The sequence below is a fragment of the Paenibacillus sepulcri genome, from assembly GCF_042647105.1.
Classification (GTDB): domain Bacteria; phylum Bacillota; class Bacilli; order Paenibacillales; family Paenibacillaceae; genus Paenibacillus_Z; species Paenibacillus_Z sepulcri.
In genome coordinates, this window is record NZ_JBHRUP010000001.1 from 567,751 (window position 1) to 581,859 (window position 14,109).

Genomic DNA, 14,109 nt, shown 5'->3' on the forward strand with positions numbered 1-14,109 from the left:
ATTTCCTTGATTTTACTTGACTTTATCCCCTACATTTATATAATATCTATAGTTGAATATATGGGAACGGTTTTGTGTCACCCTCATTGAGGCTGTCTCTGGCAGGACTGCGGCTGAACATGCCTGTCAGGACTTGATCGATTGTCGTTTAAGCGCAGACAGTACTCGGCGAAACACCCATTTTCAAACATCCCATTTGAAGAAGGAGTTTTACGACACATGTCAAGATATACGGGCCCTAAGTTTAAATTAAGCCGCCGCCTCGGCATTTCCTTAAGCGGTACTGGTAAAGAATTAAAACGTGCATTTCCACCGGGACAACATGGTCCAGGCCAACGCAAAAAAATGAGCGGTTATGGCATTCAATTGCAAGAAAAACAAAAACTGCGCCATATGTATGGCATGAATGAAAAGCAGTTCCGCAACCTGTTTGATAAAGCTTCCAAAATGAAAGGTATTTCCGGGGAAAACTTTATGGCCCTTCTTGAGAGCCGTCTGGACAACCTCGTTTACCGTCTTGGATTTGCTAATTCCCGTTCCGGTTCCCGCCAGCTGGTATCACATGGCCACATCACGGTAAACGGCAAGAAAGTGGATATCGCATCTTTCACTGTTTCCATCGGAGATGTAATCGGTCTTCGTGAACGCAGCCGCGGTATCAAATCCGTTAAAGAAGCTTTGGAAGGACGCAATTTCCTTCCTAACTACCTGGAGTTCAATGATACTGCTGTAGAAGGCAAGTACCTTCGCCTTCCAGAACGTGCTGAGCTTCCACAAGAAATCGATGAGAAACAAATCGTCGAGTTCTACAGCCGTTAATCCCAATCAACATGAGAACGGTCCTTCCCGGGCCGTTCTTTTCTTTATGTTTATAAGCATGTATTCTTCCCCCTCAGAAATCTATACTTGCTTATGACTTTGAAAAAAAGCCTGCCCGGCGTTTACACCAGGTCAGGCCTCTGCTATTGAATCGTAATTCTGGCGAATCTGCGTTTGCCCACTTGAATAACATCACCTTCGGATACCAACACCTCTGCGCCCGGATCATCGATCTTCAGCTCGTTTATCCGGACTGCACCCTGTTGAACGCTGCGCTTGGCTTCACTGCCCGATGGCTGAAGGCCGAGCGTCGTCAGCAGCTTCACAATTCGGATGCGCCCTTCCTCAAGCTCAGCTGCCGGCAGAACGGCCGTTTCGATATCCTCCGGAAGAGCCCGCTGCTGGAATACCGTAACAAAATGCTGCTGAGCTGCCTCTGCGGCTTCTTCACCGTGATACATACGCACGAATGTGCGGGCTAGCTGCATCTTCACATCCCGCGGATGTCTGGACCCGTTCTCCAAACCAATGCGCAGCTCTGCAAGCTCCTCATTGCTCATATCTGTAGCAAGCTCATAGAACTTTACCATCCGCTCGTCCGGTATGGACATCGATTTGCCGTAAATTTCATTGGGCTCCTCATCGATTCCAATATAATTCCCGAGGCTTTTGCTCATTTTTTGTACGCCGTCCAGACCTTCCAGAAGCGGCATCATAATAGTAGCTTGCGTCGCTTTGCCATACTCCTTCTGCAGTGTGCGACCCATCAGAACATTGAATTTCTGATCGGTTCCGCCTAGCTCGACATCACTCTCAAGGGCAACGGAATCATAGCCCTGCATCAAAGGATAGAAAAATTCATGAATGCTGATCGGCTGGCCTGACTGGTAGCGCTTGGTAAAGTCGTCGCGTTCCAGCATGCGGGCTACCGTTAATTTCGCCGAGAGTGTGACCACCTCTGCAAAATTCATGGGACCCAGCCATTCCGAATTGTAATAGACCGTGGTGCGCTCAGGATCCAGCAGCTTGAAAATCTGCTTCTTGTAGGTTTCCGCGTTTCGCTTGACATCATCCTCGCTGAGCTGCTTGCGCGTCTCCGACTTGCCTGTAGGATCTCCGATCCGCCCCGTAAAATCGCCGATAATCAGCTGCACTTCATGCCCCAGCTGCTGGAATTGACGCAGCTTGTGAAGCACGACGGTGTGTCCGATATGAATATCAGGCGCGGAAGGATCAAGACCGAGCTTCACCTTCAGCGATTTTCCCGTTGCTACCGCATGAATCACTTTTGCTTTTAATTCATCCTCGGGTACAATTTCAACTACTCCCCGCCGGATCACGTCCATTTGTCGTTCCACTTCCTGCTTCTGCCCGTCTGTCAATTCATCCCATTTCACCATGCCGATTCACTCCTCAAAAAATTTTGAACACAAAAAAACCCTTTCGTCGCAAGGGACGAGAAGGATTTGCTCGCGGTACCACCCTCATTAGAGCTGCATGATCCGAAGTATTTAATCAGGATGCATGCTCAAACAGCTCTCACTTCATTTCATAACGGATATCATCCGGAAGCAGACTACTGAATGTCCCCCTTCATAAGGGAACGAAAGTTCGTCCGATCAGCTCGAGGTGGTAATTCACGCTGCGGCGCGTACCGGTTCACACCTGCCACCGGCTCTCTGGTTATCGTCAATTCGCAGCCCTACTGCAACCTGTCAATGCTGTTCTGATATGATCTTTTTTTAAAACCAGGGAATGTAACCAACCTTGCCGCCAAGAATGGCGAAAGCCGTTTCTTCTTGATTCCCGTTATATCATACACATTGACTATAGTCAACGGACGGCTTGTATCCTTACTCCTGTATACAAGGGGCCTTTCAACCTGAACTTGCTTGAGAGCTGACAAAATGCAGCTTTGTAACTGCACGCTGCTGGGGATTTATGCTATAATATTTCTGTTAATCGGAGGAGGAGTTATGTACATATGGATCAAGACCAAGGGCAGAACAAGAATGGACACAGCAAATGGCGGACATTCGGAATTGTGACCCTCATTACCGTCAAATGGTTGTTCATATTCGGCTTGTTGATCGGCTTGTTTGCAGGAGGCATCGCCTCCGGCTATGTCGCATCGTTCGTCAAAGACGAACCGATCCGTTCACGCGCCGAAATAGAAGAGAAAATCGACGAGAATGCTACTACGGGCTTCGTATACTTCAATGACGGCACACCTGTCGGTCAGCTTCGTACCGAAGAAGACCGTCGAATTGTAACCCGCGCGGAAATACCCGATCAGGTGGTTAATGCCGTATTGGCAACAGAGGATAATAATTTTTACAATCATATCGGTGTCGACGTCAACGGCTTGGGACGCGCCGTCAAGCAGAAGCTGCTTAATGAAGATACACAAACAGGCGGCAGTACATTGACACAGCAGCTGGCCCGTCAAGTCTTTCTTACACTGGATAAGACGGACAGCCGAAAAGCGAAAGAAATCTTTCTCTCCCTGCGGCTTGAGCGCTTTCTGACCAAGGACGAAATTTTAACCGCCTATTTGAATAAGGTTCAATTCGGCACTGGCAACAGCGGCTATAATCTTTATGGAATCCAGGCTGCGGCCAAGGGTATTTTTAATATTGTCGATTTGAAACAGCTGAATATCGCACAGTCGGCCTACCTGGCTGGATTGCCGCAGCGCCCCTCCGCATATGCGGCTTTCACAAGCAAAGGAAAATTCGACGAAGGCGGCTTCAAGCTTGCCGTGGAGCGCCAGCATAATGTGCTCAAATATATGCTGGAAACCGGACGCATCACCTCGGATGAATATAATGAAGCGTTGGCATTCGACTTGCGTTCATCCCTTGCCAAGCCAACAGAAAAGGCTTACTCCACGTTTCCTTATTTGATGCTTGAAGCGGAGCGCCAGGCTGCAGAGGTTCTGCTGATGCAGAAGGACCCGAGCCTGACACAGAGCGATGTCCGCAAGAAGGAAAATGCCCCGGCGCTGGAAGAGTCTCGAAGCCAGCTGCTCCGCGGGGGTTACCGCATTTATACGACGATTGACAAGCGTGTATATAATTTGATGCACCAAATCAGCAATGATCCCGATAACTTCACGCCGGACAGCAAAGAAAAAGGCATGGAGCAAATCGCCGCCGTCATGATCAATCATAAAACAGGGGCAATCACGAGCATGATCGAGGGCCGCGATTTCTATACGGAGCAGATGAATCATGCCACACAGATGACCCGCCAGCCCGGTTCCACCATGAAACCGATCTCTGCCTACTTGCCAGCTATTGAAAAAGGGCTGGTCCAGCCCGGCAGCATTATTGACGATGCGCCTATGGTGCTGAAGGATGGGCAGAAAGGCTTTCATATCCCGATGGACTCCAACAAGCGTTTTGCCGGTCTGGTTACAGCCAGGGAAGCCCTGAACCGCTCCATGAATCTGCCGGCGCTCAAGGTTTTCAATGAGATGGTGACGATTCCGGAGGCGTGGAAATTCACGCGCAAGCTGGGCATAACCTCCATTAAGCCTGAAGACGATTATGCGCAGACAGGAGTAATCGGCGGACTAAGCGTCGGCGTATCCGTAGAGGAATTGACGAATGCTTACGGCAGCATTCCGAATAACGGGGTGTTCAATGACGCTTACATGATCAGTAAAATTACCGATGACAAGGGCAATATTATTTATGAGCACAAGAATCAACCCACTCGCGTGTTCTCGGAGCAAACTGCATTTCTGATGACCGATATGCTGCGGACTGTTATCTCCGATCCCAGCGGTACGGGACATTCCGTTGCTTCCAATTTTACCGGCTATGGCAAAATTCCAGTTGCCGGCAAAACGGGCTCGACCCAGGATTACGGAGATGTCTGGTTTATGGGCTTCACGCCTGATGTCACGCTTGGCGTCTGGGCGGGATATGAGGAGCAGGTCCATACCCTGTCCAAGGATGGGCGGGCACGGGCCAGATCCATCTGGACCCTGATCATGAATTCGGTCACCAAGGACAGGCCTGACCTGTTCCCGACGGAGGCATTCAAGAAGCCATCCGGCATTGTTAAAGCGACCGTATCCAGCGTAAGCGGAAAGCTGCCTACCGATCTGACCAGACAGGCAGGAAAATTGGTCACCGACTATTTCAACCAAAAATATTTGCCAAAAGAATCGGATGATGCCCTTGTTAATATGGCCTATATCACATTCAATGGCGTTAACTATGTACCGCAGCCATCGACGCCTTCGGACATGGTCAGCGAACAGCTTGTCATCAAACGCCAGAAGCCGCTTGACGAGCTCATGTCTGAGATTTCAGCGGCGCAGGCGAAGCTGCCGGCAAGCAGCAGACGTTCCATGAGTTCTTATCTGCCGGCGGATGCGGGTAAAGATGCCCCATCCAAGGTGGATCCACGGGTTGAGGACGGCCGCGCGCCAACTCCGCCTGCTAATGTCCGGCTGCAGCCTATTCCGGGGAAAAGCTCCAATCAAATATCGTTCAGCAAATCGCCGGAAGCAGACGTCGTCGGCTATCGTCTGTACCGTTCTCTCAATGAAGAGCCTTATAAAATTGCAGGCGCGCCTGTGTTGGCCGGCGCAGACACCGAATTTACCAATTCGATTACGCCAAGTCTGTCTTACCGTTATTACATTACTGCTGTTGACGTAGGAGGACATGAATCGGCACCAAGTGCAATTGTGGGCTCCAATAATTCGATGATTCCGCCGATTCAACCACCGTCAATACCAGGCACTGGGGATGAGGGTGCAGGCACGCCTGTCAATCAATCTGAAGGAACATCACAGGGCGATGCCGTCACGATCGACCAAGGGAACACGGGCCAAAATCTAGTGGCGCCTCCATCCGCACCTGCCGGCATTAAAGGGGAAGTTACCGATATCGGCATCAAGCTGACATGGGAAACGAATACGGCTGCCGAGAACGTAACCTCGTACAATGTCTATTACAGCACCGACCAGAGCGGAAAGTTCACCAGACTCGGTTCAACGGCTGAAGCCAGGTTCGAATATCTGTCCACAATCACAAGCGGTTATTTCCGGGTTACTGCGGTCAATGAATCAGGCGAATCCGCATCTTCATACACCGTTCAGCTGAAATAACAATAGAAACCAGGCTTTGCCGTCCTCTGGCGGTGAAGCCTGGTTTCTTCACAACGCTGCCCCTGGTGAACGCTCAGCAAAAAGCCCGTCCCTCTGCATAAACGTCAGAGGGGCGGGCTTTTTGTGTAGAAGCATGAATACTATAAGGATAATGGCTTGCTGCTTACTAAATGTCGGTTAATCCTCGATGGTCGACAAATCGCCTGTCGGCAGATTTAATTCCCAGGCCTTCAGTACACGCCGCATGATTTTACCGCTGCGGGTCTTGGGCAGCTTATCTTTGAATTCGATTTCGCGCGGTGCAGCATGCGCAGAGAGCCCTTCCTTGACGAAGCGGGAGATATCCGCCTTCAGCTCTTCCGAAGGCTCATAGCCCTCACGGAGCGCCACAAACGCCTTGATTATCTCGCCGCGCATGGGATCAGGCTTGCCGATTACGCCGGCTTCGGCAACTGCCGGATGCTCAACCAGCTTGCTCTCCACCTCGAAGGGACCAACACGCTCTCCCGCCGTATTGATGACATCATCGATTCGGCCCTGGAACCAGAAGTACCCGTCCTCGTCCTTATAAGCGGAATCACCGGAAATATACCAGCCGGGAATTCGGAAGTATTCTTCGTACTTGGCCGGATTATTCCAGACCTTGCGCATCATGGATGGCCAAGGCGTGCGTATCGCAAGATTGCCCATCCGGTACGGCGGCAGCTCATTGCCGCTGTCGTCAATGATGGATGCCTGTACGCCTGGAAGCGGCCGCCCCATTGAGCCTGGCTTGATGTCCATGCTTGGATAATTGCAAATCAGCTGCGCCCCTGTCTCCGTCATCCACCATGTATCATGAATACGCTGATTATAGACCTTCAATCCCCAACGAACCACTTCAGGGTTCAAAGGCTCGCCCACGCTGAGCACATGTCTGAGGCTCGACAGATCGAATTCCTTCACGACATCGTCGCCTGCGCCCATGAGCATACGAAAAGCCGTTGGCGCACTGTACCACACCGTTACTTTATATTTCTCGATTGTTTTATACCAGTCCTGCGGGCTAAACCGTCCGCCGCGGATAACATTGGTTGCCCCGTTCAGCCATGGCGCGAATATCCCGTATGAGGTTCCGGTGACCCATCCCGGATCGGCAGTACACCAGTAAATGTCATCCGGCTGCAGATCCAGCACCACGCGTCCGGTGAAATAATGCTGTATCATTGCGTTTTGGGCATGAAATACGCCCTTCGGCTTGCCTGTGGAGCCTGACGTATAATGAATCAGAAGCCCGTCTTCCCGATCGAGCCATTCAATCTCCGCTGCGTCGGATGCCTTAGCCATTTCTTTCTTGTAATCAACAACGATCCCGCTTGCTTCCACGTCTTCGCCATATACGATAATATGCTTCAAATCCGGCAATTCTGCACGAGGAATCCGTGAGAGCAGCGCTGGTGTGGTGACGATAGCTGTCGCGCTGCTGTCCTGCAGCCGGTCCTTGACAGCGGTCTCCATGAAGGCTTCAAACAGCGGCCCAACAACAGCTCCTACCTTAAGCGAGCCGAGCAGGCTGAAGTACAGCTCCGGTGTGCGCGGCATGAAAATAAATAACCTCTCACCCTTCTGGATGCCCAAACTGCGAAGCACATTCGCAAAACGGTTCGACTGTTTGGACATTTGTTCAAAGGTGTAGGATTCGTCCCGAGCGTTATCGCTATAATAGAGGGCGGTTTTCCCGCCGAGACCTTGTTCAAGATGACGGTCAATCGCTTCAAATGCCATGTTCACTTTGCCGGTTTCATTCCAGGAAAACTGCTTTTCAATCTGATCGAAGCTGAACTGCTTTGCCATTTCGTCATAATTTGTCATGTTGGAGCCGGAAGCCGTTGCGGGTATCCGTTCTTGATGCATATCTAACATAATCATCATCCTCCTGCCCATTGTAAAACTATTCTGCCAAAAAGAAGCGGCTGACGCCATCCTGTTGCGGCTGAGTTAGGGTGAAAAACATACAAAAACCGCCTCGGAAGCAGAATACGCTTTCATATTATAACATAGGCTCCGATGGTTCAACCATCCTTTTCATCACACTGATTATTTGTTATAAGTAAAGGTGATCCCGAAAGGAGCATGACTGTTGGAACATCGCAAAATAATGCAGGTTCGGCGCCTGGCCTGCCAGGACCGGGAGCTTGTGATTGAAGGGCCGATCCCTGCAGATATTCTGTCAGGATATGTCCTCCACCCCGACTTGGATGCTTTTCGCAGGCCGATCGAGCAGCATAAGGCATTGGTCGAAATTGCCGAACTTACGGAAGGGCGGATTATCGCCGTCAGAGACGCGGAAACGATCGTTGGCTATGTCACCTTTCATTACCCGGACGAGCTGGAGCGCTGGTCGGAAGGAGGAATGGACGATCTGATCGAGCTCGGAGCGATTGAAGTGGCAAACAGCTATCGGGGCTTGGGCCTCGGGAAACGATTGATCGAGACAGCTTTTGCAGAAGAGCAGCTGGAGAACGCTATAGTCTATACAACTGAATATTATTGGCACTGGGATCTTGAAAACACGGGTCTGAACGTATGGGATTATCGTGCGATGATGGAAAGGCTGATGAAGTCCGTAGGGATGATCTGGTTTGCGACAGATGATCCGGAAATCTGTTCGCACCCCGCCAATTGCCTGATGGTTCGCATCGGCAGGGAAGTTCCCCTCTCCTCGGTCGAGCAATTTGACCGTGTCCGTTTTCGCCAGAGATTCATGTACTAGTCAGTCAGAAAGGAGATGAAGTCCGATGACGGCCAACGCCGTATTTATCCATCATCCGGGCGCGTCCCGGTATAAGTTCAATGAACAGCATCCCTTTAATCCTCAGCGGCTTGCTCTGGCTATCGATCTGCTGCAGGAAGTGAATGCGCTGCAGGCACAGGATATCGTCGCCGCATCGCCGGCATCGGAAGATATTCTCGCGCTCGTTCACCGCAGCGACTATATTGAAGCTGTGAAGCAGCTCAGCCTTGATCCGCCGCCGGAGCAGTGGGTGCGGCAAGCGCAGCTTTACGGTCTGCAGACCGAGGACACCCCTTTTTTCCCCGGCATGCATGAAGCAGCCTCGGCCATTGTCGGCGGCTCCGTACTCGCAGCCGACCTCGTGATGTCCGGACAAACATTACATGCGTATCACATGGCCGGCGGACTGCATCATGCGTTTCCCGACCATGGGTCCGGATTTTGTGTATATAATGATGCTTCTATCGCGATAGCCCATATCAGAAAGCAGTATGGCGTACGGGTGCTCTACATTGATACTGATGTCCATCATGGCGATGGTGTTCAGTGGACCTTTTATAATGAATCCGAAGTGTGCACGTATTCTATTCACGAGACCGGCAAATTTCTTTTTCCCGGAACGGGTTTTGTCCATGAACGGGGTGCGGAGCATGGCTATGGCGCCAACTTCAATGTCCCGGTAGATCCGTATACGGAAGACGATTCCTGGCTGGAGAGCTTCACAGCCTCGATCCGCAAGGTGGCGGCCGCCTTCAAGCCTGATATTATTGTCAGCCAGCACGGCTGCGACGCACATGCCTTTGATCCGCTGTCGCATACCCACTGCAGCATGCGCATTTATCAGGAGATGCCTGCCATTATTCATGCGCTTGCCCATCAATATGCGGAAGGACGCTGGGTAGCTGTCGGAGGGGGCGGATATGATATTTGGCGCGTTGTACCGCGTGCCTGGGCGCTTGTATGGCTGGAGATGATTAATCACCCCATCTCTGCCGCTCTCGCTGAGAAGCACAGCGACGTGCCTCTCCCGGCCTCTTGGCTGAACCGTTATTTCAAGGAGAGTCCGGAGCCGCTGCCGACGCATTGGATGGATGATACAAGGAGCTGGCCGCCGATGCCGCGCCGTACCGAAATCGAATCCTCCAACCGCCGGACCAGTGAAATTGTCGTGCAGGACTTATAGCTGCGTGGGAACAATCCACCACCATAAACCAATAAAAGGCAATCCGGCAAGCTCCGCTTCTATAGGCGGGCTGCCGAATTGCCTTTTTGGAACTTATCGAGAATATCTGTTCATGCCTGAAAATTATAATTTGTTCTGTGGAGAAACCATGCTTCAGCCCCCACAGGACAGCGGAACTGCTTCTTACATATGCCGGAGCATCTCATCTATGATCCGGTGGGAGTTAACAGAAGCTTCCACAGTGAAGTCCGCAAAATTAACATGGGCCGATCCGTCAGCCTTGTCCGACATGGAACGAATCACAACGAATGGCACGCCATTCATCCCGCAGACCTGCGCAAGCGATGCCCCTTCCATCTCCGTGCATGCACCGCCAAGCTCCTCATGCAGCTCGCGAACGGCTTCACGGGATGCAATAAACTGGTCGCCTGAAAGCACTTTGCCTTTCATGCTGCGTCCCGGAAAGAGACTTTCGCAGGCGCTGGCAGCCAGCTCGACAAGTGAATCATCCGCCACCCACTCCGAAGTTTCCTGAAACGGGATTTGTCCGCGGGCGAAGCCAAGTGGTCTGCAGTCCATATCATGCTGGACGCATGAGGTCGAGACGACGATATCCCCGATATTCAGACCGGGATCCAGTGCGCCGGCTACGCCGGTAAATAAAACACAATCCACACCTGCGTCAATGAGCAGCTGGGTACAAACAGCGGCGTTTACCTTGCCGACTCCCGATTTGCAAAAAACAACATCATGTCCGTGAAGCTTCCCTTCAACATAGGTGATGCCCGCTTTGTCGAAGGAGCCGGTTCTCTCGACATGCTTATGCAGCAGTTCGATTTCCTCCACCATAGCCCCGATAATACCGATCTTCAAAGCCTTCTTGGTCATTTCCGGCTACCCACCGATTGACGCGTAATCACTTCATGCGGAAGAACGACGCGGGCTTGCTCCACCGATTCCTTCTTCATCAGCTTGGTCAACAGACGCATCGACACCGCGCCGATATCATACATAGGCTGGGCGACAGCCGTCAGCTGCGGACGAACCATGGAAGCCATGCGGCTGTTGTCCACACTGATGACGGATATATCATCAGGAACTTTAAGCCCCGAATCCTGGATGCAGTGGATAGCGCCGATAGCCATCTCGTCAGTTGCAGAGAATACGGCTGTTGGCAGCTCGGAGAGCTCCAGGAAGTATTTCATTGCTTCAACGCCGGATTCGTAACGGTAATTTCCGGTACGCACCAGATTCTCGTCATAGGAAATTCCCGCTGCCTCCAGCGCCCGCTTGTATCCTTGAAACCTTGCATAGCCATTGGATGGATCCTGCAAAGTCCCGCTGATCATCGCGATCCGTGTGTGCCCCTGTTTGATCAAAGTATCCACGGCGTCATAGGCCGCAGACTCATGATCGATATCAACAGAAGGAATGGAGCCATTCTCATCCGTTGTGGCGCAGAGCACGACAGGCACATTGGAGGTTTTGAAAGCCTGCAGATGCTCGTCCGTCACCGCGCCGCCCATAAACAGAAGACCGTCAACCTGCTTCTCCAGCAGCGTGTTGATAACGCGGATCTCCTTGTCCTTCTTCTTATCGGCGTTGCACAAAATAATATTATAGTGGTACATATTCGCAATATCCTCTATACCCCGGGCGACCTCTGCAAAAATTGCGTTGGAAATGTCAGGAATGACAACGCCGACTGTCGTCGTTTTTTTGCTGGCCAAACCACGGGCTACTGCGTTTGGACGATAGCCCAGACGCTCGATCGCTTCGAATACCTTTTTGCGTGTTTGAGGCTTCACATTGGGATTGTTGTTCACGACCCGTGAAACCGTGGCCATGGATACGCCTGCTTCTCGTGCTACATCATAAATGGTTACCGTCAAGGTCCTTCTCTCCATTAGTTCAAATTTTTGTAACGATAGTTTTCCTTACATCTTCTCTATCGTTCTAGGGAAGAAACCTGCTTTTGCCCGCAAAGAGGCGTCTGCCGCAACTGAACCCTTATCCGGCTCAAGGTTCTTGACCTTGGCAAATGCGGTTTCTTCTTCAAATATCGCGCCGTCTTACTTTATCGTAATGATACGACAAAATATTACTTTTCGCAATGATTCCCAAGATGATCATCTAATGTCGAATAGGTTATGCCCCAATGGGAAGCATGCCAGGAAACCATTCCGTTCTCAATAAGAAGCGCTTGTGGGGATTCATGCTTGATCCCTGCCTGCTCGGCAATCGCTCTGGAAAGCTCCTGGTGATCCACAACCTCAACCAGAAAACAAGGCGGGGAAAGCTCTCCTGCATCCTCCAGCCATGCGGTTAATTCGTCATAGGCACCCGTACTTACGGAGCAGCGGCTGCTGTGTTTGAAAACAAGCAGCGGCTTAACCCTGGAAGCAGACAGCACTTCATTCCATTGCTGAACGGTATTGAGAGATGTGATTCGCTCCAGCAGGCAGCCCCCCTTATATCTGTCCTTAAGATCATTATGAATATAAATAATACCTATGTTTAGAATGTGGGGGTTTTCCGGCTTAACTGGGTGAGCCGTTTATGTATATCCGCGATCCAGACTTCATCTTCAGCCGCTTTGGCGACGGCATACAAATCAAGAAGAGTATTGATCCGGTTCTCCGTACGCTGCCTGATCGCCTCGGAATCGGACAGCTTGCGGTCATGATAGGCTTCTACTAATAAATCTGCCCATTCGTTCCACTCGTTAAACAAGTAGGTTTGTTTATCCGGTTCAGTTCCCAATTTCCCGATCAGCCCGGTCAGGTCCGGTTTGACCTCAGGAAATACTTCGCTACGGCTGCATGCAGGGCATGAGTATATCGGTACATTGTCAATTTCCACTTTACCAGAGTAAATAACAGTGCGCAGCTTGATAAGCATGACGTCGCCGCAAGGACACCGTTTCTGCAAAATCGTCCACTCCTTCTCACGGCATTTGCCGTCGTTTAAGAAGAAACAGCCTGCCTTTGGGCGGCGCACATTTCTTCCCGTCGAAAATACCGGAATATGCCAGAACAGCAGGCATATGATTTTCCGCCATTTCGATAAGAGTATTCGACTACTTTTGCTGAAAGTCCTGCTTAAACGGCAGATGTAATTTTTGCATAACCGCCCTGCTTCAGGATGTGATCTTCCGCCATCTCCTGCGAACAGCGGGTATGGCAGTAACCGCCATTGCAATGGCGCCGCCGATACAATCATTGCGGATGTCCTGCAGATCGGGGGTGCGCCCGCCGACAAGAGACTGATGATATTCATCGGTCAATCCATACAAGCCGCAAAGAGCCACGATCAGGATCTTCATGCTCCAGCTGTCCGCACGTGTTCCGAATCCATAATCAAATGCAAGCGCGAGTACGAAATATGCCATGAAATGCCCCCAATCAAAGCTGGACATCGCCGGAAAAAGCTTTTGAAACCACGGCAGAAAATGATTGATCTCGTCACCGGTCCGGGAGGAAAGAAGAAATATAGCCGCCATGACCGCAAGCGCCGGAATCGCATACAGGAGACTGCGCCGCTTATTGGCATGAAGGGTTTGCTTCACGGGATCACCTTCGATACAATATTGCTGATAGACTGCAAGAAGCAAGCCTGACAGTTTCATAATGTTGACGTTAAGGAGGATTACAATGACGCTGCAAGGTAAAACTATTATTTGTTTATTGGACGATGAATTCGAAGATTTGGAGCTCTGGTATCCCGTTTATCGCGTACGCGAAGAAGGGGCAGCCGTTCTGTTCGCCGGGCCGGAGAAGAACCGCACTCATATTGGCAAATACGGCGTGCCGGCAAAAGCCGATCTGTCATTCGACGAAGTAGACAGCTCGCAGGTTGACGGCCTGCTCGTTCCCGGCGGATGGGCACCGGACAAGCTGAGACGCTATCCGCAGGTGCTTCAGCTGGTCAAGGATATGGATGCCGCGGCCAAACCGATCGGTCAGATCTGCCATGCCGGCTGGGTGCTTATTTCCGCAAAAATACTCAGCGGGCGCAAGGTCACATCCACGCCTGGAATACGCGATGATATGGAAAATGCCGGCGCTGTCTGGATCGACGAGCCAGTGGTCGTCGACGGCAATCTGATTTCCTCGCGGAGACCGCCAGATTTGCCTCCGTATGCCAAGGCTTTCGTGGATGCATTCAAGGGATAAGGTCATCTCCTCCAGCTAAGCAGCAGCTGTG

The 14,109-nt window shown here is 51.2% G+C and carries 12 protein-coding genes and 1 other annotated feature; of the genes, 5 read left to right on the forward strand and 7 right to left on the reverse strand.

All coding sequences use genetic code 11. The features are described 5' to 3' along the window. The first annotated feature begins 219 nt into the window (after nt 1–219). Nucleotides 220–819: a 30S ribosomal protein S4 gene (rpsD, locus tag ACFOLF_RS02500; RefSeq protein ID WP_210039972.1), complete on the forward strand. Its 600-nt coding sequence runs from the start codon at nt 220–222 to the stop codon at nt 817–819. Between the two features lie 143 nt (nt 820–962). Here rpsD and tyrS read toward each other — a convergent pair whose 3' ends face one another. Continuing rightward, nucleotides 963–2,216, reverse strand: a complete 1,254-nt coding sequence (gene tyrS, locus ACFOLF_RS02505; protein WP_210040023.1) for a tyrosine--tRNA ligase — start codon at nt 2,214–2,216, stop codon at nt 963–965. A gap of 51 nt (nt 2,217–2,267) precedes the next feature. Next, nucleotides 2,268–2,547: a binding site (T-box leader), on the reverse strand. A 256-nt stretch (nt 2,548–2,803) separates the two neighbouring features. Between tyrS and ACFOLF_RS02510 the strand changes: the two genes are divergently transcribed. Beyond that, complete coding sequence (locus ACFOLF_RS02510; RefSeq protein WP_210039971.1) at nt 2,804–5,947, forward strand: transglycosylase domain-containing protein; 3,144 nt, start codon at nt 2,804–2,806, stop codon at nt 5,945–5,947. A 177-nt stretch (nt 5,948–6,124) separates the two neighbouring features. Here the strand turns inward: ACFOLF_RS02510 and acsA are convergent, their stop codons facing one another. Beyond that, the gene (gene acsA, locus ACFOLF_RS02515) at nt 6,125–7,849 is read right to left on the reverse strand and encodes an acetate--CoA ligase (protein ID WP_210039970.1); all 1,725 of its coding nucleotides are present in this window, start codon (nt 7,847–7,849) and stop codon (nt 6,125–6,127) included. Nucleotides 7,850–8,066: 217 nt separating this feature from the next. Between acsA and ACFOLF_RS02520 the strand changes: the two genes are divergently transcribed. Then, nucleotides 8,067–8,699, forward strand: coding sequence for a GNAT family N-acetyltransferase (locus tag ACFOLF_RS02520; RefSeq protein ID WP_379113347.1), 633 nt, complete (start codon nt 8,067–8,069; stop codon nt 8,697–8,699). Nucleotides 8,700–8,724: 25 nt separating this feature from the next. Beyond that, complete coding sequence (locus ACFOLF_RS02525) at nt 8,725–9,903, forward strand: acetoin utilization protein AcuC (protein ID WP_210039969.1); 1,179 nt, start codon at nt 8,725–8,727, stop codon at nt 9,901–9,903. 183 nt (nt 9,904–10,086) lie between these two features. Here ACFOLF_RS02525 and ACFOLF_RS02530 read toward each other — a convergent pair whose 3' ends face one another. The 5 genes from ACFOLF_RS02530 to ACFOLF_RS02550 all read right to left on the reverse strand — a co-directional run bounded on the left by ACFOLF_RS02530 (nt 10,087) and on the right by ACFOLF_RS02550 (nt 13,471). After that, the gene (locus ACFOLF_RS02530; protein ID WP_210039968.1) at nt 10,087–10,791 is read right to left on the reverse strand and encodes a 5'-methylthioadenosine/adenosylhomocysteine nucleosidase; all 705 of its coding nucleotides are present in this window, start codon (nt 10,789–10,791) and stop codon (nt 10,087–10,089) included. Then, nucleotides 10,788–11,795, reverse strand: a complete 1,008-nt coding sequence (gene ccpA / locus ACFOLF_RS02535; protein WP_210039967.1) for a catabolite control protein A — start codon at nt 11,793–11,795, stop codon at nt 10,788–10,790. Before ccpA ends, ACFOLF_RS02530 begins: the two co-directional genes overlap by 4 nt. A 209-nt stretch (nt 11,796–12,004) precedes the next feature. Next, entirely contained in the window at nt 12,005–12,403 is a 399-nt protein-coding gene (ytxJ, locus tag ACFOLF_RS02540; protein WP_379219610.1) for a bacillithiol system redox-active protein YtxJ, read from the reverse strand. A 17-nt stretch (nt 12,404–12,420) separates the two neighbouring features. Beyond that, nucleotides 12,421–12,834: a hypothetical protein gene (locus ACFOLF_RS02545; RefSeq protein WP_210039966.1), complete on the reverse strand. Its 414-nt coding sequence runs from the start codon at nt 12,832–12,834 to the stop codon at nt 12,421–12,423. 208 nt (nt 12,835–13,042) lie between these two features. Next, on the reverse strand, nt 13,043–13,471 hold the full coding sequence (locus ACFOLF_RS02550; RefSeq protein ID WP_379113344.1) for a VanZ family protein: 429 nt from the start codon (nt 13,469–13,471) through the stop codon (nt 13,043–13,045). Nucleotides 13,472–13,556: 85 nt separating this feature from the next. Between ACFOLF_RS02550 and ACFOLF_RS02555 the strand changes: the two genes are divergently transcribed. Continuing rightward, nucleotides 13,557–14,078: a type 1 glutamine amidotransferase domain-containing protein gene (locus ACFOLF_RS02555; RefSeq protein ID WP_210039964.1), complete on the forward strand. Its 522-nt coding sequence runs from the start codon at nt 13,557–13,559 to the stop codon at nt 14,076–14,078. Nucleotides 14,079–14,109: the final 31 nt, after the last annotated feature.

Coding starts and splice junctions, on each gene's coding strand:
- rpsD (WP_210039972.1), top strand. CDS start 220: ATGTCAAGATATACGGGCCCTAAGTTTAAATTAAGCCGCCGCCTCGGC.
- ACFOLF_RS02510 (WP_210039971.1), top strand. CDS start 2,804: ATGGATCAAGACCAAGGGCAGAACAAGAATGGACACAGCAAATGGCGG.
- acsA (WP_210039970.1), bottom strand. CDS start 7,849: ATGTTAGATATGCATCAAGAACGGATACCCGCAACGGCTTCCGGCTCC.
- ACFOLF_RS02525 (WP_210039969.1), top strand. CDS start 8,725: ATGACGGCCAACGCCGTATTTATCCATCATCCGGGCGCGTCCCGGTAT.
- ACFOLF_RS02530 (WP_210039968.1), bottom strand. CDS start 10,791: ATGACCAAGAAGGCTTTGAAGATCGGTATTATCGGGGCTATGGTGGAG.
- ACFOLF_RS02555 (WP_210039964.1), top strand. CDS start 13,557: ATGACGCTGCAAGGTAAAACTATTATTTGTTTATTGGACGATGAATTC.